This is a genomic window from Pedobacter sp. L105, assembly GCF_009765875.1.
In the GTDB taxonomy this organism is placed as follows: Bacteria; Bacteroidota; Bacteroidia; order Sphingobacteriales; family Sphingobacteriaceae; genus Pedobacter.
Genome location: NZ_LMUP01000008.1, coordinates 679,135 through 696,955 on the forward strand (window position 1 = coordinate 679,135; position 17,821 = coordinate 696,955).

At 41.0% G+C, this 17,821-nt stretch carries 17 protein-coding genes; 5 read left to right on the top strand and 12 right to left on the bottom strand.

Annotated features, from left to right (window positions below):
• Window positions 1-7: 7 nt before the first annotated feature.
• On the bottom strand, window positions 8-418 hold the full coding sequence (locus GSQ84_RS18130) for a 6-carboxytetrahydropterin synthase (RefSeq protein WP_158798678.1): 411 nt from the start codon (window positions 416-418) through the stop codon (window positions 8-10).
• 98 nt (window positions 419-516) lie between these two features.
• Here GSQ84_RS18130 and mqnB point away from each other — a divergent pair, with 98 nt between their 5' ends.
• Window positions 517-1,149 (top strand): futalosine hydrolase, encoded by a 633-nt coding sequence (gene mqnB, locus GSQ84_RS18135; RefSeq protein WP_158798679.1) that lies wholly within the window; start codon window positions 517-519, stop codon window positions 1,147-1,149.
• Between the two features lie 35 nt (window positions 1,150-1,184).
• Window positions 1,185-2,036, top strand: coding sequence for a menaquinone biosynthesis family protein (locus tag GSQ84_RS18140; protein ID WP_158798680.1), 852 nt, complete (start codon window positions 1,185-1,187; stop codon window positions 2,034-2,036).
• A 3-nt stretch (window positions 2,037-2,039) separates the two neighbouring features.
• On the opposite strand, the gene GSQ84_RS18145 is transcribed toward GSQ84_RS18140, so the two are convergent.
• The 7 genes from GSQ84_RS18145 to GSQ84_RS18175 form a co-directional block, all read right to left on the bottom strand.
• Complete coding sequence (locus GSQ84_RS18145; RefSeq protein ID WP_158798681.1) at window positions 2,040-2,420, bottom strand: hypothetical protein; 381 nt, start codon at window positions 2,418-2,420, stop codon at window positions 2,040-2,042.
• 1 nt (window position 2,421) lies between these two features.
• On the bottom strand, window positions 2,422-3,642 hold the full coding sequence (locus tag GSQ84_RS18150; protein ID WP_158798682.1) for an ABC transporter permease: 1,221 nt from the start codon (window positions 3,640-3,642) through the stop codon (window positions 2,422-2,424).
• A gap of 32 nt (window positions 3,643-3,674) precedes the next feature.
• Complete coding sequence (locus tag GSQ84_RS18155; RefSeq protein WP_158798683.1) at window positions 3,675-4,313, bottom strand: MBL fold metallo-hydrolase; 639 nt, start codon at window positions 4,311-4,313, stop codon at window positions 3,675-3,677.
• 11 nt (window positions 4,314-4,324) lie between these two features.
• Complete coding sequence (gene gldD, locus GSQ84_RS18160; protein WP_371416394.1) at window positions 4,325-4,909, bottom strand: gliding motility lipoprotein GldD; 585 nt, start codon at window positions 4,907-4,909, stop codon at window positions 4,325-4,327.
• A 10-nt stretch (window positions 4,910-4,919) separates the two neighbouring features.
• Window positions 4,920-5,663 carry a shikimate dehydrogenase gene (locus GSQ84_RS18165; protein ID WP_158798684.1) on the bottom strand — a complete coding sequence of 248 codons (744 nt, stop codon included), beginning with the start codon at window positions 5,661-5,663 and terminating at the stop codon, window positions 4,920-4,922.
• A gap of 31 nt (window positions 5,664-5,694) precedes the next feature.
• A complete protein-coding gene (locus tag GSQ84_RS18170; protein WP_158798685.1) occupies window positions 5,695-6,462 on the bottom strand; it encodes a phosphosulfolactate synthase in 768 nt (255 codons plus the stop codon).
• Between the two features lie 76 nt (window positions 6,463-6,538).
• Window positions 6,539-7,942, bottom strand: a complete 1,404-nt coding sequence (locus tag GSQ84_RS18175) for a lipopolysaccharide assembly protein LapB (protein WP_158798686.1) — start codon at window positions 7,940-7,942, stop codon at window positions 6,539-6,541.
• Between the two features lie 324 nt (window positions 7,943-8,266).
• Between GSQ84_RS18175 and GSQ84_RS18180 the strand changes: the two genes are divergently transcribed.
• On the top strand, window positions 8,267-9,808 hold the full coding sequence (locus GSQ84_RS18180; RefSeq protein WP_158798687.1) for an aldehyde dehydrogenase family protein: 1,542 nt from the start codon (window positions 8,267-8,269) through the stop codon (window positions 9,806-9,808).
• Between the two features lie 375 nt (window positions 9,809-10,183).
• Here GSQ84_RS18180 and GSQ84_RS18185 read toward each other — a convergent pair whose 3' ends face one another.
• The 3 genes from GSQ84_RS18185 to GSQ84_RS18195 form a co-directional block, all read right to left on the bottom strand.
• Window positions 10,184-10,771 (bottom strand): GIN domain-containing protein, encoded by a 588-nt coding sequence (locus GSQ84_RS18185; protein WP_158798688.1) that lies wholly within the window; start codon window positions 10,769-10,771, stop codon window positions 10,184-10,186.
• A gap of 419 nt (window positions 10,772-11,190) precedes the next feature.
• A complete protein-coding gene (locus GSQ84_RS18190) occupies window positions 11,191-11,778 on the bottom strand; it encodes a GIN domain-containing protein (RefSeq protein WP_158798689.1) in 588 nt (195 codons plus the stop codon).
• Between the two features lie 156 nt (window positions 11,779-11,934).
• Complete coding sequence (locus GSQ84_RS18195) at window positions 11,935-12,540, bottom strand: GIN domain-containing protein (protein WP_158798690.1); 606 nt, start codon at window positions 12,538-12,540, stop codon at window positions 11,935-11,937.
• 250 nt (window positions 12,541-12,790) lie between these two features.
• On the opposite strand from GSQ84_RS18195, the gene GSQ84_RS18200 reads away from it, so the two are divergent.
• Complete coding sequence (locus GSQ84_RS18200) at window positions 12,791-15,688, top strand: DEAD/DEAH box helicase (protein WP_158798691.1); 2,898 nt, start codon at window positions 12,791-12,793, stop codon at window positions 15,686-15,688.
• Window position 15,689: 1 nt separating this feature from the next.
• Here GSQ84_RS18200 and aat read toward each other — a convergent pair whose 3' ends face one another.
• Entirely contained in the window at window positions 15,690-16,325 is a 636-nt protein-coding gene (aat, locus tag GSQ84_RS18205) for a leucyl/phenylalanyl-tRNA--protein transferase (protein WP_158798692.1), read from the bottom strand.
• A 68-nt stretch (window positions 16,326-16,393) separates the two neighbouring features.
• Between aat and GSQ84_RS18210 the strand changes: the two genes are divergently transcribed.
• On the top strand, window positions 16,394-17,821 hold the full coding sequence (locus GSQ84_RS18210; RefSeq protein ID WP_254070901.1) for a DUF1800 family protein: 1,428 nt from the start codon (window positions 16,394-16,396) through the stop codon (window positions 17,819-17,821).

The following is a 17,821-nucleotide window of genomic DNA, read 5'->3' on the forward strand; positions in this document are numbered from 1 at the left end:
GTTTTAATTAACCGAAGTATTCTACCAGGTTATTTTCGGTCTCGTAAATTTTAACACAGTGCAACTGTGCGCCACCTGCGTTGATATGAGGAGTTAGCTGCTCCCAGATCGCAACAGCCAGATTTTCCGTAGAAGCCAGTTTATCTTTCATAAAGTCTACATCCAGGTTCAGGTTTCTATGGTCAAGTTTATCCACGATAAACTCATTGATAATTTCTTTTAACCACTTCAAATCCACCAGAAAACCAGTTTCAGGATTGATTTCTCCTTTTACAGTAACAAACAACTGGTAATTATGACCATGCCAGTTAGGGTTAGCACATTTACCATAAACTTCCAGGTTATGCTCCTCAGACCAGTCTGGTCTCGCCAGTTTATGTGCAGCATTAAAAGATTCTTTGCGCGTTATATAAATCATTATTATTATAATAGACTGCAAATATACGCAGAAAGGTTAAAGTAGAAAGTTTAATACAAGCTTTGACATGGTAAGGCTAAATCACGTAACTTCGTTAAATGAAAATATTGATTGTAGCAGCCACCAGGGCCGAATTATCAGGCTTATGTACGGCCTTCAATTTGCCTGAAGGAAATTTTATACCAACACCTAAATTTGATCTTCTCATTACGGGCGTAGGCATGACAGCAACAGCATTTGCCCTTGGCCGGCATCTTTCACCTCACTATGAACTGGTAGTCAACCTGGGCATTGCAGGCTGCTACGATCAGACCATCCCCCTGGGTAGTATTTTAAACGTGACCAGTGACGAATTTTCGGAACTGGGCGCCGAAGACCGGGACGAGTTTTTACCCATTGACCTACTGGGATTTGGCAGGAGCAGCTACAGCGCAGCCAATGAGCTGAAAACACCGGGTTTTCTGGCCCTGCAACAAGTGAATGGTATTACCGTAAACAAAGTACACGGGAACAAAACAAGTATTGAAGCTATTATCAAACGCTTAAACCCGGTTACAGAAAGCATGGAAGGTGCCGCAGTGTTTTACTGCTGTGCACAAACTGAAACCCCTTGTTTACAGGTGAGAAGTATTTCCAATTATGTGGAAGAGCGGAACCGTGAAGCCTGGAAAATTGGCCTGGCAGTAAAAAACTTAAATGAATGGGCAATTGAATTTTTGACAACCAGTTAACCAACCGCTTTTTAGAACTCCCTACATTTGCCCCTATGAAACTAACACTTGGATTTTCTCCCTGCCCTAATGATACTTTTATTTTTGATGCGCTGATCCACCATAAAATTGATACGGAAGGATTAGATTTTGAAGTGGTATTTGACGATGTGGAAACACTAAATCAAAAGGCTATGAAAGGGGAATTGGATATCACCAAGCTTAGTTTTCATGCTTTTGCTTACGTGGCTGATAAATATGCTTTACTGGATTCAGGAAGTGCATTGGGATTTGGCGTTGGCCCCCTGGTAATTTGTGCCGATGAATCGCTGGTTCACAGCGAACAATTGAAAATGGAAAATTCCCCGCTGAGGATAGGTATCCCGGGAAAACTGACCACAGCAAATTTTTTATTGGGTATTGCTTTTCCCAATGTACGGAACAAACAGGTAATGGTTTTCTCGGAAATCGAAGACGCACTGTTAAATAAAGAGATTGATCTGGGACTAATTATCCACGAAAACCGCTTCACTTATCAGGATAAAGGACTGCATAAAATTTTAGACCTGGGCAGCCATTGGGAAGAGCTAACAGGCTGTGCCATTCCTCTGGGCGGCATTGTGATCAACCGCAGCCTTGATTACGAAATCCAACTGAAAGTAAACAGGCTGATCCGCAAATCTGTAGAATTTGCTTTTGAAAACCCCAAATCAGGGATTGACTTTATTTCCAGTCACGCACAGGCAATGGAAGAAGCAGTAATGTACAAACACATAGAGTTATACGTTAATCAATATTCTATCGATCTGGGTACCGAAGGTAGAAAAGCTATCGATATTCTCTTTGAAATGGCACACGAAAAAGGGATTATTCCTGAAATCACAAAAGATCTTTATGTGACAAAATAAAGACTATTGGTTACAGGGACCGTCGGGAATTTCTTTGGTGATTTTGATCAATTTGGTCACCACCAGTGTAGAGTCAAAGTCCGACGATACCATCAAGCTGTCAGATTTGATGATATGACATTCGGCTTCGATATAAACCGGCTCGTATGGTTTCTCGAAATTGAATTTGCTGTAAGCAAGCTCAAGGGTCTTGGCACTGTCCGCCACCCAGTATTCACGCCCTTCCTCACAGTCAGTAAAAGACTTTAATTCAGGGCCATAGCTATACAACCCTTTAATTATTTTAACATTATCTTTTTGAGATGTTCCTGCTTTATGCTGACAGGAAACAAATAAAACAGACAATACAAATAATAAAATGGATGCATGTTTAAAAGACTTCATGTTAAAGATCTTGATTTAAATGATTAATGTTCTTAACGCTCAGATTAGATGACAAAGCTGATGCCATAAAAGAGAAAACACTCACCGTAACGAAGACTAATAAAAAATCCTTCCACCTCAAATCGACAGGATAAACCAGATTATCTTCCGACATTTTGATCCAGCCAAACCGCTGCTGCAGCAAACAGAAGAGCAATCCGGCAATCAAACCAAAAATACAGCCCGCCATCGTGATCATCATTCCTTCAAAAAGAAATATCCTTTTGATCAGGCCCTTCCCCGCCCCAAGACTGCTCAGAATGGCAATGTCCTTCAGCTTATCGATCACCAGCATCGTTAAAGAGCCAATAATATTAAAAATAGCAATGATCAGGATAAAAGTCAGAATGATATATACAGCCCATTTCTCTGTACCCAATATATTATACAATGCTTTATTTTGCTCTATCCTATCCTTAACTACAAAATTGCTGCCTAACTGGTCTTCCATATTAGCCTGAAAAACAGCAGGGTCAATTCCTTTCTGCAGGTTGATCTCAATAGAAGAGATCTTTTTATCTTCCTGTAATAATTTTCGTGCAAAACTTAAGGGCACGATAGCGATGTTATCAAAATCCTGCTGTACCTCAAAAATACCCGATACCGGAATCGACAGATCTGTAAAATCATCTGCCGGGTTAATGGAAGTGGTCTTCATCCCTTTTTTAGGAGAAAAGATCTCCAGCTGTGTAAAAGGATCATTGGTGTTTACCATTAAATAATTTTGTATGGCAGAGCCGATAACCGCATTGGGACCACTGCTGTTTTGAATTACAAATTTCCCCTGGATGGTAATGCTATCCAGGCTCTTATTTTTCAGGTAGGCAGTACTTACCCCTTTCACTAGTCCCACCGATTGTTTATCATGGTATTTAAGCAATGCATTTTCAGAAAGCACTTCTGTGTAAGAGTAAATGTTTTTATTTTGTTTAAGCTGCCTGAAATAGGCTGTATTGGGATCAAAAGTCTTCCCCCTTGCCGGAGCGATTACCAGCTGTGGGGTGATGGTGTTAAACATTTTGAGCACCAAACCTCCAAAACCATTAAACACAGACAGGATAATGATCAGCGCCGCACTTCCTACAAAAACCCCCAATACAGATATCGTAGAAATAATATTTATAGCATTGGTAGACTTCTTGGCAAAAAGATATCTGCGGGCAATATAGAGGGCTGTGTTCAATTTTTTGATCGTTTAATCAAATATACAGGTACTTATTTTAAAAAGGGATTATTTTGCCGCTCGTAGCCGATATTGGTGAATGGCCCGTGACCAGGATATACTTTCACGCTATCAGCAAGTACAAATAGTTTTTCCCTGATGCTGTTCAGCAATTGTGCATGGTTGCCACCCGGCAGGTCTGTCCGGCCAATGCTGTTATGGAACAATACATCACCGCCAATCACGAAATCATCTTCCCTGGCATAAAAGCATAAATGTGCAGGTGAGTGTCCGGGAGCAAAAATCAGTTCCAGCGTACTGTTGCCAAAACTTATTGCCCCTGTTTCTTCCAGATAAACTTCAGGCTCCGGAGATAGCTCATATTGTAATCCCATTTGCGGGGCATAACCGGGAATAGATTGTAAAACAGGCAATTCCCCTAGATGAAACTGAGGTTTTAAACTCCAGTTGTCAAAAACAAATTTATTGCCAAAAACGTGATCCAGATGGCAATGGGTATTTAATAATAATACAGGTTTAAGTTCATTTTTCCTGATCCAGTTTACCAGCGTATTCTGTTCTCCTGCATCATACATCCCCGGATCAATAATTACACATTCTCCTGTTTCATCATATAAAACATAAGTGTTCTCCTGGTACGGATTAAAAGTAAATTGCTGAATATTGATCATAGAAATTATATTTAGTTCTTCCATCTGAAGGTATCGATCATACGATCAATATCTTTCTTTATAAAACTCACTACAGGAGCTATCGAATCATATTGCGGGCGCTCATTAAAATAGAGCGCACCCCTGAAATAATGTTTAGCACTATCGGTTAAAAAAAACTGCACCGATGAAGCAGTATTTCCTTCAATAGCATAATATACACCATAAACCTTTCTTTCCGGAAAATTAATCAGTTTCTGGTCGATGGCATTGGCCTTAACCGTATGTTTAAAAGCCAGTGTCCGCGCATCTTCTACCAGCCCGTAATATTCCTTAGCAGAAGAAACATCATAATAGGTTAAATGAAGGCGTGCATTGAACTGGGGGAAATTCAGGTTGTTCCAGCAGTTACCAGCGTCACGCTCCTGGTCGGCCCCAATCCTGGCGTATCTTGGATAATCAAAAGTAAAAGGGCAGCCGGTATTGTAACTCTGGTATTCTTTTTTAGGAAAAGAGATTTGAAAATATCCCCTGGGTTTAGGCGAATAACTTTCATTGGTGCAGGCAGCAGTGCAGCACAGTAAAAAACAGATCAGGCTGAAGCAATAGTTTTTCATCCTCATCGGGTTAAGCATTCCAGATCGTCCATGAACGGTCTGCCTGGAGGTGCAGCATTTCCAAACCATTTTTAATGATTGCCCCCTGCGCTTTTGCCCTCTTTAGAAACGCTGTTTCCTCCGGATTGTAAACCAGATCGTAAGCCAAATGCTGACCTGTCAGTAAACGGTAAGGAATAGCCGGAGCGGCCTCTACCTTAGGAAAGGTACCCAATGGGGTCGTATTAATGATCAGCTGATGGGTAGACATCAGTTCATCACTGATTTCGTCATACACAATGGCATGCGGGGCAGCTGTTCTGACTACAGAAAGATAGTCGATGTTCAACTGATCCAGTGCATACTTTACTGCTTTAGCAGCGCCGCCATCACCCAATATCAAAGCTTTGGTATGATGTTCCTTCAAATAGGGCTTTAGTGATTCTTCAAACCCGTAGGCATCAGTATTGTATCCTTTTAATATTGTTCTATCCCCATCTTTTCGGATAGCGATACAATTTACTGCACCGATCTTGCGGGCGGCATCATCCAGCTCATCCAGAAAGTGCAATACATTAACTTTATGGGGGATAGTCACGTTAAGCCCATTCAGCGAATGATTTTCACTAATTAGAGGCAACAGTGACTTAATATCTTCCAGCGGGAACAATTCATAGGCACAATCGGCCGTTCCGTCACGTTCAAATTGTTCGGTAAAATACTTCTTCGAAAAAGAATGTGTAAGCGGATAACCAATTAGTCCAAATGTTCTCATATGCGATCTACAGCCTTACAGAAATAATCTCTTACTTACCCTGGTTAAGAAAGTAATCGAACGTATCCCCTCTTAATCCCAAACGGATAGTTTCCAATGGAATAACTTCTGCTGGGGCAATATTTCCCAAATTCACGTTAGTGCCGATCAGTTTAATAAACCATACCTGCTGCTCTTTTTGCGGGGCTTCCCAGATAATTGTTTCTGCCGGGATCTGTGTCAGGATCTCATCAACCAATCCTTCGCGCACTTCACCTGATCCTCTGTAGATACCTACATTTCCACCTTCCCTGGCTTCAGCGATCACTTTCCATGCACCGGCTTCAATCTCGGCATTCATCAGCTTGATCCATTTATAAGGTGCAAATATCTTTGTCGCATCCTTAGACCCTACTTCAGAGATCACCGTAACATGTTTTGCCAGCTTTGCAATATATTCACACTTAAGATCATGCTCAATTTCTATGGAGCCGTCAGAAACTTCTGCGTATTCCATACCATACTGTTCCAGTACGCGGATATAATCTTCAAATTGGTTACGAATGATAAAAGCCTCAAACAGTGTACCCCCAAAATAGGTAGGTATACCTGCACTGCGGTAAATATCAAGTTTCTCTTTTAACTTTGGCGTTACAAAAGAAGTCGCCCAGCCCAGTTTCACAATGTCCGAATGGACACCTGCAACGTCTATAAAATCTTCTGTCTGTCTTAAACTAAGGCCTTTGTCCATTACCATAGTAATGCCGCTCTGGCGTGGTTTTACTGGACGTTCCGGAATGTTATTTAATGGGTAATTCATATCTGCCTGCAAAGGTGATAAAAAATTAAGACTATATTCAAATGATTATAGTCTTAATTTTTTTGGAGAATAGCTGCTACTTGATGTATTTATTGATCACTTCAACAATGGCCCTGTTATCCTGTAACTGCGGCAGGTATTCGAATAATATATAATGTTTATCCGGATCAGTTACCAGAGCGGTTTCCAGGTAAGCGATGGCATCATTATGCTGCCCCAGGGCAAAAAGATAAGCAACCATCCTGTAATACAGCTCGGCTGCATCAGGATTGTTCTTGATCCCATCAGCAATAGTTTCAGATGCTTCCAGTAATCTTCCCTGCTCATATAATACGGTAGAAAAGTCCAGCCAGGCCTCTATATCCAGCGGATTAAACTCCAATACTTTATAATAAGCTTCTACGGACTGTTCAATCTGTCCCAATTTATAATAGGCATCGGCCATGGCAAACCAGAAATCAGGATTTTCATCATCCAGCTCTATGGCTTTTTTATAAAAATGCAGGGATTCAAAAAAGCGGTCCTCAAAATTCAGGGTTACACCAATTCCAAACCAGGCATCAGCCATTTTACCATCCATCTTTACAGACTTTTTATAATAAGCACGGGCTTCGTCCATCTGCTCCAGCTTTTCATAACATTCCCCGATAGCACAATACGTATCCGCATTAGGCTTTTCATATTCCCAGGTCTGTTTATAAACTTCTATCGCTTCGGCATAACGGTCAAGCTGCACTAAGGCATTCCCTTTATTATAATAAGCAGATGCGAAATTATCCTTGATCAGGATGGCATAATCGTAAGCATCAATTGCTTTTTCAAAAAGATCCAGTTTGTGATAAGAATTGGCCAGGTTATACCATGCCGCATAAGAATAGGGGTCATTATCAATATACTCCTGGTAAAACTGGATGCTTTCTTCTTGTTTGTCTAAAATATCATAACAGAAAGCCAGTTCATACAATCCATCCTTATTTTCCATGTTTTGCTCCAGGCTCTGCTTGATGTACTTGATGGCGCTTTCGTAATCCAGCATGTTTTGATACACATAAGCAATCTGCAGCAGTATCTCATCGGTAGTTTCTGCAAAAGTCAAAGCGATCTGAAAATTATCCAGCGCCTCGGCATAACGTTCCAGGCTATTGTAAATATTTCCTCTCAGCACATAGATCTCCGACTCTGAGGCTTCCAGCATTTCTGCCTTCTGCAAAGAGAAAAAAGCCCTGTCTGTCTGGTCGGTCACAAAGTACAATTGTGCCTGTTTAATTAAGAATACAGCAGCATATGGATGCTGGTTCAATGCATATTCTATCACCTGGAGTGCCTTTACAGGATCACTCTTCTCTATATAATAGTCAATGATGTTTTCAAAAGCCTGGGCATCAAAAAAGTACTGATCCTGGTTCCTTATCATCTCTTCATAGCGCTCTACTGAACGCTGCGCATCATCACTAAAATCAAAATAAAATTCCTCTTCCATTGTGTTGAATATTTAAAGAACAGCTCCCTTTTTTCTAAAATACACTATAAGTTTACAGTATTATGTAGCATGCAATAGAAATAATTATCAACATTCAAACAACATAAACCGTAATTGATTGATAATATTAAATTTAACAGCAAAAATTGCGAATAGCGCAGGGGTGTATTTTTTCCTGCTGTTGAGATCTTCCCTAAATAAGATACAAATATAAGTCAACTTAACGCTAATCCGGTAAAATTCAGGTCACGAAATCAGGCGCCCGCTTATTCATCCTTTCACGATTTTTTTTGTTGATTTGTAAATATCAAATATTTATCAGCTATGCAAACTCGTATCGATTCTGTTTTAAAAAATTTAGGTATCCTGGAAGTAAATCCGGCTTACAGCACCGGCAGCAATTGGGGTGGGGATGCCACTACAGGCACTATCGGCAGTTATTCACCGGTAGATGGTAAAAAAATAGCCATGATCCAGCTGGCTGGTAAAGAAGATTATGAAACCGTTCTGCAGCAGGCACAAAGTGCCTTTAATACATGGCGGGGCATACCGGCTCCAAAACGCGGCGACATTGTACGTCAGCTGGGCGATGCCCTGCGTATACATAAAGAAGATTTAGGTACCCTTGTCTCCTATGAAATGGGTAAAAGCCTGCAGGAAGGATTTGGAGAAGTGCAGGAAATGATAGACATCTGTGATTTTGCCGTTGGCCTTTCCCGTCAGTTATACGGTTTAACCATGCACTCCGAAAGGCCTCACCACAGAATGTACGAACAATGGCATCCGCTTGGAATTGTCGGGATTATTTCTGCATTCAATTTCCCCGTAGCCGTATGGAGCTGGAATACTGCCCTGGCCCTGGTTTGCGGAAATGTATGCATCTGGAAGCCTTCTTCAAAAACCCCTTTGTGCGGCATTGCCTGCCACCGTATCCTCGCCAAAGTACTTCAGGAAAACGAAATGCCCGAAGGGATTAGCTCCCTCCTGATCAGCGATGATGTAATAGGAAACCTGATGAACAACGATAAACGTATCCCACTGGTCTCTTTCACCGGTTCTACACGGGTAGGAAGGATCGTCTCTGCTGCCGTAGCCTCCCGCTTTGGCAGAAGCATCCTGGAACTGGGTGGTAACAATGCGATCATCATCTCTAAAGAAGCCGACCTGGATATGTCTATCATCGGTGCCGTGTTTGGTGCTGTGGGCACAGCCGGACAGCGATGTACTTCTACCCGGAGACTGATCATTCATGAAGACATCTACGAGGATTTTAAAAATAAACTGGTCAAAGCTTATGGACAACTACGGATCGGAGATCCGCTCGATCAGCACAACCATGTTGGCCCATTGATCGATCAGGATGCAGTGAGTTCCTACACCAAAGCGATTGAAAAAGGCAAAGCCGAAGGGGCAACCTTTGTAGTTGAAGGAGGCGTACTGACAGGTGACACTTATCAATCAGGGTGTTATGTTAAACCATGCATTGCAGAAGTTAAAAATCATTATGAAGTAGTGCAGGAAGAAACCTTTGCCCCCATTCTTTACCTGATCAAATACAAAACCTTAACAGAAGCTATTGCCTTACAGAATGATGTCCCACAAGGCCTATCATCAGCGATCATGACCCTCAACTTAAGGGAAGCCGAATTTTTCCTTTCCTCAGCGGGCTCAGACTGCGGAATTGCCAACGTAAATATCGGCACTTCAGGAGCAGAAATAGGCGGTGCCTTTGGCGGCGAAAAAGAAACAGGCGGAGGAAGGGAAAGCGGATCGGATGCCTGGAAAGGATATATGCGCAGGCAGACCAATACCATTAACTATGCAGACACGTTACCCCTGGCGCAAGGCATTAAATTTGATCTGTAACCATATAGAACTAACTACGCCTGGGAATAGTCTATGATCCTGGAGATGATCTAAATTAAAAAAACCTGTATGCTGTATTCCGTCTGGATAATGCTGCGCTGCGCTTGCAAGACCCTAGGCCGTCATACAGCATACAGGTTTTTTAATTAGTTTTTGTAGGGGGAATGGTCGGGGTTACACCTGAAGATTTAACAAACTACTAAGCGATAAAGCTTTCCAATCCATCTCGCTATAAGCACCCTGCAAATAGATGAACCAAAAAAACCAGGTATCCTCATTTGTTACCTAGGACTCTTGCAAGCGCAGCGCAGCAATATTCCAGTAACAAATGAGGATACCTGGTTTTTCAGCGAAGCCAGGATAGCTTCTTAAGCACTATCTTACATTAGCCATAACTATTGCTGTAGGTAAATAGGTAGTCGCTTTTGCATCAAATTTATTGGTATTCAATTTTGCAATACCATTGGTTTTCAAAGTATATTTTGCTGTTGATCCCAGCAACTCTAAATTACCACGGCCATCAGTCACAGTATATAAACTTTCAGTATTAGCTTTGATCCTTGCTACCGCATCATCTCTTAATATCACCTGAAGATATTTCAGGTTAAATGTGCCAACGGTTTTAACAACAGAAGTATTTGCAGCATCTACACGGAAAATATCTTTTACGTACACAGTCACTGCTACAGGTGAGGCTTCAGATGAACTAATATGCAGTTCATTCCCAATTTGCTTAACGGATACTTTATCAATATCATTTTCGTCCATGGTTACAGACTCGGTATTGCTTTGTACAAGGTAGACTTTGGTATTCCCTGTTACGATAATTTTTTTGATTTCATCATTTGCAGTCGTCACTTTAAACGCTCTGTTTTTTTCAGCAGCTACTGAAGTTAATACTGAAGAAGATAATACTAATGCTGTCATAACAGCTGCAAATAATGTTTTTAATGAAGTTTTCATCTCTGTAATTTTTAAGGTCTCTTAAACCGTTTTTTTTATATTGTTACAGATAAGACGCAGACATTTTGCAAATGTTGCAAATCATTTCGCCTATTATACCATGAGGTGTATAAGTTCGACGAATGCCCGTTTTTTTACGACCAAAATTTTTAAGCTTAAATAACGGTCATACTGTCTCTGCTAAAGCTTTCAATAGATTCGTTAAAATTCTAGGGCAAATGCCGTCGAAAATACATTGTCCCTAAACATCATATATATATATGCGTCGCATCTAAGCATTATGCTATATGCACCCTGCAAATGGATGATCTAAAAAAAAGGAGTATGCTGTATGACGGCCTAAGGTCTTGCAAGCGCAGCGCAGCAATATCCAGCCGGAATACAGTATACTCCTTTTTCAGCGAAGCCAGGATAGCTTCCTATCTTGTACTAGCCATTACGTCTTCTGTTGGTTCCTGATGAGTCTCTACAGCAGCAAATTTATCAGTATTCAATTTTCCAATACCATTATGTTTTAAAATATGTTTGCCTGTTGATCCCAGCAACTCTAAATTAGAATGACCATTAATTACAGTATATAAACTTTCAGTATTCGCTTTAATCCTCGCTACAGCCTCATCTTTTAGGATCAGTTGCAGATATTTCAACTTAAACGTACCAAGGGTTTTAACAACACAAGTATTTGAAGCATCCACACGGAAAATATCCCTTACATAAACCGTTACTGTTACAGGTGATTTCTCAGATGAACTGATGCGCAGTTCATTTCCTATTTGTTTAACGGTTACCTTATCCATATCACCTTCTTCCATCGTTACATACTCCGTTTTGCTTTGCACAAGGAAAACTTTGGTATTCCCTGTAATGATAACTTTTTTGATTTCATTGTTTGCAGTCATCACTTTAAGCTCCCTGCTTTTTACGGCAGCTACTGAAGTTAATACTGAAGAAGACAATACCACTGCTGTCATAGCAGTTGCAAATAATGCTTTTAATGAGGTTTTCATATTTGTAATTTTTTAAGGTTTTTTAAACCTGTTGGTTTTTTATATAGTTTACAATTGTGACCAAGACTCCTATGTCATGTTGCGATTTTTTCAGCCTTTTATACTAGGAGGGATTTAAGTCCGACGAACGCCCGTTGTTTTTCGACAAACAGACTATTATTTTTTTGGCTTAAGGCCGCTATTCATGGCCAAATCTTCGGTTCCTGAAGAATCAGGTTGTGTAACCACGGCAGCAAACTTGTCTGTTTTAAGTTTAGCTAGTCTATTTGCCCTTAAAATATGCGTTTGTGTAGAGCCGAGTAATTCTAAACTCGCATGGTCATTAATCACAGAATATAAACTTTCTGTAGTGGTTTTAATCATCGCTACAGCTTCATCCTTCAGTATCAGCTGTAGATATCTCATCTTCAATTTCCCTAATGTTCTTATACTGGCCGTATTCGCGGCTGTTATGCGAAAGATCTCCCTCACATGTACGGTCACCGTTACAGGTGTTTTTTCTGTCGAGCTGATGCGCAACTCATCTCCTGCCTGTTTCAATGACACTTTATCTATATCGTCATCATCCATCATTACCCAATCAGTGCTGCTTTGAATAACAATAACCTTGGTGTTACCAGTTACAGTAATTCTTCTGATGGGCAGATTGGGAGCACCTACCGTTACCTCTTTACTTAGTGCAGCTGCTGCAGTAAGTACTGAACCCATCAGCATAATAGCCGTCAATGCCAGATGAAGTTTTGTTTTTAATGAATTTTTCATGATTTTAATTTTTGTAATCCGTTCTTTATATATGGTTTACAACTGAGACGCAATGTCCCATAGCACGTTGCACGATATTTCGGCCTTTTATATCATTCTGCGTTCAAATCCGACAAACACGCAATATTTTTCGACCAACAGGCATAAAAAAATAATCTTTATTACCTTTCTATTTGACCGCAATTCAAATTTGATGTATGTTTAAAGATTTAATAAGTTTTAACTTTCCTTTTTTATATCATATTCGCTCATGTTACGTGTAGATAGCTCTAAACCCTGCAAAATCGTTTATTCCCTGTGCAAGCATGAGTATTTAGGCTATTTAATTGAACCACATATCGTTCAGCTTAACCCCCAGGGTGATTTTTCATTGACTTACCAGCGGATTTTTAGCCATACAGCGAAAGAATTCAGCAAACACCTGACGGAAACAGATATTAAAATCATTAAGATCCTCGATGAAACAGAGCAGGATCACGTCATTAAAAAGTACCATAAAAAAGCCATCAGGCCTTTCGAGTTTTTCAGTAAATTTTATGACGATAAGTTCTATGAAGCTGTACGCCCAAAAATTGAAAAGAAACTGGCCGAAGTACTGGAAATGCTGAAAGAAGGAAATGCATTGTATCTAATGGATAAAGATGGATGGCCTGCAGAACGAACTATTGAACTGGCTACAGAACCAACTACTATCTTATTTCACTTCAGGAGAAATGAAGAGGAAACACGCTACTTTCCAACTATAAAATACCAGGGCCTGCGCATTGACTTTATGTTTAAAGAAGCACAGGTGATCAGCAATCAGCCTGCATGGCTGCTGCTAAATGATGTACTTTACTTCTTTGAACAGGATTTCGAAGGTAAAAAACTGGTTCCTTTTTTAAATAAACGTTACATCACCATACCCACTGCCAAAGAGGAAACTTACTTTGAAAAATTTGTTGCACCTTTAATTGAGCGGTATCATGTTTATGCAGAAGGTTTCGACATCAAAACCGAGAAACACGAACCCTCTGCCATTTTGAAGGTCATTTATGTGGAAGGGGGCATTTCTCAGCTGCAGCTGTATTTCAAATATGGCGAATATGTTTTTGCTTTGGGCAACGAGAAAAAAGTTACTGTCCATGTAGAAAAACAGGAAAATAACTATGTCTTCACCCGTGTTAAAAGAGATACGGCCCTGGAGAAACATAAATATGCGGAATTATTAAAAATGGGATTGAAAAAAGTAAGTCCTCTTTTTTATAACCTGGAACTGAACATCCCCGCAGAAGGCGAAGACCTGTCTTATGGTATCCTGAACTGGGTAAACGAACATATTGAACAGCTCAAAGAAAAAGGATATGCGATAGAGCAATCCACAGGAAATAAAAAATTCCTCTTTGCCTCCAATAAAATTGATTTTGAGATCAAGGAAGATAACGACTGGTTTGACATCAATGCCATCGTTTATTTCGGTATCCATCCCGTCCCTTTCATTTCTTTAAAACAGCATATCCTGCATAAAAAAAGGGAATTTCCGCTGCCCGATGGCACCATTGCGATCATCCCCGAAAAATGGTTCTCTCAATATGGTAGTTTATTCAGCCTGTCTGACGGAGGACATGCGCTAAAATTAAAGAAACACCACATCGGGCTGATCAACGACCTGGCGCAGGATGGAATTGCCAATGTAACCCTGCAGCGTAAACTGCAGAAGTTAAACGATTTCGAAAATATAGCCGATACGCAAATGCCCGTCCATTTTAAGGGCGAGCTGAGAAGTTATCAAAAAGCAGGTTACAACTGGTTTAGCTTTCTCAGAGAATATAACTTTGGGGGCTGCCTGGCAGACGATATGGGTTTAGGTAAAACTATTCAGACCCTGGCCATGCTGCAAAAGCTAAAAGAAGAAGACGAGCAAAACCAAACCCAGAGTACCTCATTGATCATCATGCCCACCTCGCTGATCTATAACTGGCTTAACGAGGCAAAGAAGTTTACCCCCAAGCTGAAAATCCTGGCCCATACCGGCAGCACAAGAAACAAAGATGTAAGCCAGTTTATTAATTACGATATCGTGATCACTACTTATGGCATTACCAGGGTAGATGTCAATGAAATCCAGGATTTCTATTTTAATTATATCATCCTGGATGAAAGCCAGAATATTAAAAACCCTTCTTCTAAATCATTTAAATCTGTACGCCAGCTAAAATCAAGACATAAACTGATACTGAGCGGTACACCTGTAGAAAATTCAGTGTCCGACCTATGGACACAGCTTACTTTTTTGAATCCCGGTTTATTGGGCACGCAGGCCTTTTTCAATGAAGAATATGTACAGGCTATAGAAAAGCGAAAAGACGAAGACAAGGCAAAAAAACTGCAGGCCATTATTAAGCCATTTGTGCTCAGACGTACCAAAGAACAGGTAGCCGAAGAATTGCCCGCAAAAACAGAACAGATCTTTTATTGCGATATGAGCGAAGATCAGGCCGCATATTACGAAAAAACAAAGTCCGCTTACCGGAATGACCTGCTAAGCAGTATGGACGATGGTACCTATGCCAAAAAACAAGTGCAGCTGCTGCAGGGTTTAACAGCGTTGCGCCAACTGGCCAACCATCCCAGAATGATAGATGAAACGTACCTGTCAGATTCTGGAAAATTTGAAAATGTGATCCATACACTGGATAATGTACTCAAGGGTGGCCATAAAGTATTGATATTTTCTCAATTTGTAAAACACCTGAGTATCTTTAAACAGCATTTTGAAACCGAAAATATTCCTTTTGCTTACCTGGACGGCTCTACAAAAAACCGCGGTGAAATTGTTTCAGAGTTCCAGGAAAATACGTCGATAAAAGTTTTTCTGATTTCCATTAAGGCAGGTGGCGTAGGCTTAAACTTAACGCAGGCAGATTATGTATTTATCCTGGACCCATGGTGGAACCCAGCTGTAGAGCAGCAGGCAATTGACCGCTCACACCGTATCGGGCAGGACAAAAAAGTCTTTATCTATAAATTCATCGCTAAAGATACCGTAGAAGAAAAGATCCTGGCCCTGCAAAACCGCAAAAAGCGACTGGCAAGCTCGCTGATCACTACAGAAGAAAGTTTCTTTAAGTCACTGAGCAAAGAAGATATCTGGGAAATACTCAATTAATTTATAGCTGCTCCTGCAAAATTGCAGTATAAATTTCTCCAGGCATCATCTCAGCGCCCAAACTCATTAAGTGGTCATTGGGCAGCTGGCAATCGATCAGTTTGTACTTCGGCTGCCGGCTTAACCAGATCAGGGCCGTTTTCGAAGCGTTGCTCATCAGGCTGAACATGCTTTCACCACAAAACACGCCATTTAGCTCCAAACCATACAAACCGCCTACCAGGGTTTCGCCATACCATACTTCTACACTACGTGCCAATCCCTTACGATGAAGATTGGTATAAGCCTCCTGCATCGCCGTAGTGATCCAGGTACCATCCTGATCTTTTCTTGGAGCTGTTGCACAATTCATGATCACCTCCACAAAAGCTTTGTCCATCGTTACCGTAAAAACAGCATCCGAAAGAATCTTACGCATACTTTTGCTTACCTTTATTTTCTCCGGAAAAATAACACAACGCTCATGCGGGGCAAACCAGCAAATCGGATCGCCTTCACTAAACCAGGGAAAAATGCCATTGCTATAGGCTAAAAGGAGTCTTTCTGCGCTCAGATCTCCGCCTATTGCCAGTAGCCCGTCTGGCTCTGCCAGGGTGGGAAGAGGAAATATAAGCTCTTCAGTTAACTGAAATATCATGCACAAAAATAAAGATTTAAACCTATAAGCACTATAACAGTCAGACTTATGTACTAACAACAATAATTATGGACAGAAAAGATAATTTTGTCAATATTAAACATTTGTACAATAGGGCCGGTTTCGGCATTTCTTATCCTGATCTTCACCAGCTGAGCAGGAAAAGATGGAGTAAAGCTGTCGACAAACTTTTTATGCCGATACAGCTGGGGGCAGAACTGCATACCGTAACCGTCGAAGAATTTAAGGCCCAGCAATTGCTCCTCGCCAGTCTGAACGGTAAAAAAGAACAGACGCCCGAAGAAAAACAACAGCGTGAAGAGATCACCAAAACCCGCAACGAGAAGAACCGGGACCTGAATATTAACTGGGTACAGCAGATGATCGCTACAGAAAATCCTTTGCTGGAAAAGATGACGCTCTTTTGGCATGGTCATTTCTCCTGCCGCTCCAATAACCCTTTTTATGATCAGCAGCTGAACAATATCCAGCGGGATAATGCCCTGGGAAACTTTAGGACCTTACTGATGGAAGTCTCCAAATCTCCCGCGATGCTCGATTACCTGAATAACCAGCAGAACAGGAAGGGACATCCCAATGAAAATTTTTCCAGGGAACTAATGGAGCTGTTTACCCTGGGCCGGGGAAATTATACAGAAGCCGATGTGAAAGAAGCTGCCCGCTCTTTTACAGGATGGGCCTACAATAAAAATAGTGAGTTCGAATTTAACCCGAAAGTGCATGATGACCAGCCTAAAGTATTTTTTGGCCAGACAGGTGCTTTCACCGGCGAAGACATTATTGATAAAATACTGCAAAAAACAGAAACAGCCACATTTATCTGCCGCAAACTCTATGTTTTTTTTGTGAATGATACGCCAGATCCTCATCATATCCAGGAGCTGGCCGGTTATTTTTACGACCAGAAATATGATATCAGTGCCGTCATGAAAAAAATGTTTACTGCCGACTGGTTTTATCACCCGGAAAATATGGGCAATAAAATAAAATCACCGGTAGAATTTCTTGTCGGCCTCAGCAGGGAATTTAAGGTAACTTACAATAAACCACAAATATTAATACAGCTCCAAAGCAGTCTAGGGCAATATCTATTTAACCCGCCCAATGTTGCCGGGTGGCCCGGCGGAAGGAACTGGATCGATAGCTCCTCTCTAATGCTGCGTATGAAAATACCTTCGCTCGTGCTAAATGATGGCATCCTCGATTTTGAAGGCAAGGCAGATCCCGAAGATGAAGCGGTAATAGCACTGAACAGAAAGGCTAAACCGAAACCTGTAAAATCTTATATCAATGCGCAGGCCAACTGGGATCAGTTTCTAGCCAGCCTGCCCAAAGACATGAAACAGGCCGAACTCGCCGCTTTTCTCCTGGAACCAGCTATAGGTAAAAAGATCAGCGACCTGGTAGACAGAAATACCCATCTAAAGAATACAGCCATCGCAGTAACCAGCATGCCCGAATACCAATTGTGTTAA

Excerpts from the sequence above, each read along its gene's own strand:
- GSQ84_RS18130 (WP_158798678.1), bottom strand. The coding sequence starts at position 418 with ATGATTTATATAACGCGCAAAGAATCTTTTAATGCTGCACATAAACTG.
- mqnB (WP_158798679.1), top strand. The coding sequence starts at position 517 with ATGAAAATATTGATTGTAGCAGCCACCAGGGCCGAATTATCAGGCTTA.
- GSQ84_RS18140 (WP_158798680.1), top strand. The coding sequence starts at position 1,185 with ATGAAACTAACACTTGGATTTTCTCCCTGCCCTAATGATACTTTTATT.
- GSQ84_RS18145 (WP_158798681.1), bottom strand. The coding sequence starts at position 2,420 with ATGAAGTCTTTTAAACATGCATCCATTTTATTATTTGTATTGTCTGTT.
- GSQ84_RS18155 (WP_158798683.1), bottom strand. The coding sequence starts at position 4,313 with ATGATCAATATTCAGCAATTTACTTTTAATCCGTACCAGGAGAACACT.
- gldD (WP_371416394.1), bottom strand. The coding sequence starts at position 4,909 with ATGAAAAACTATTGCTTCAGCCTGATCTGTTTTTTACTGTGCTGCACT.
- GSQ84_RS18165 (WP_158798684.1), bottom strand. The coding sequence starts at position 5,663 with ATGAGAACATTTGGACTAATTGGTTATCCGCTTACACATTCTTTTTCG.
- GSQ84_RS18170 (WP_158798685.1), bottom strand. The coding sequence starts at position 6,462 with ATGAATTACCCATTAAATAACATTCCGGAACGTCCAGTAAAACCACGC.
- GSQ84_RS18175 (WP_158798686.1), bottom strand. The coding sequence starts at position 7,942 with ATGGAAGAGGAATTTTATTTTGATTTTAGTGATGATGCGCAGCGTTCA.
- GSQ84_RS18180 (WP_158798687.1), top strand. The coding sequence starts at position 8,267 with ATGCAAACTCGTATCGATTCTGTTTTAAAAAATTTAGGTATCCTGGAA.
- GSQ84_RS18185 (WP_158798688.1), bottom strand. The coding sequence starts at position 10,771 with ATGAAAACTTCATTAAAAACATTATTTGCAGCTGTTATGACAGCATTA.
- GSQ84_RS18190 (WP_158798689.1), bottom strand. The coding sequence starts at position 11,778 with ATGAAAACCTCATTAAAAGCATTATTTGCAACTGCTATGACAGCAGTG.
- GSQ84_RS18195 (WP_158798690.1), bottom strand. The coding sequence starts at position 12,540 with ATGAAAAATTCATTAAAAACAAAACTTCATCTGGCATTGACGGCTATT.
- GSQ84_RS18200 (WP_158798691.1), top strand. The coding sequence starts at position 12,791 with ATGTTACGTGTAGATAGCTCTAAACCCTGCAAAATCGTTTATTCCCTG.
- aat (WP_158798692.1), bottom strand. The coding sequence starts at position 16,325 with ATGATATTTCAGTTAACTGAAGAGCTTATATTTCCTCTTCCCACCCTG.
- GSQ84_RS18210 (WP_254070901.1), top strand. The coding sequence starts at position 16,394 with ATGGACAGAAAAGATAATTTTGTCAATATTAAACATTTGTACAATAGG.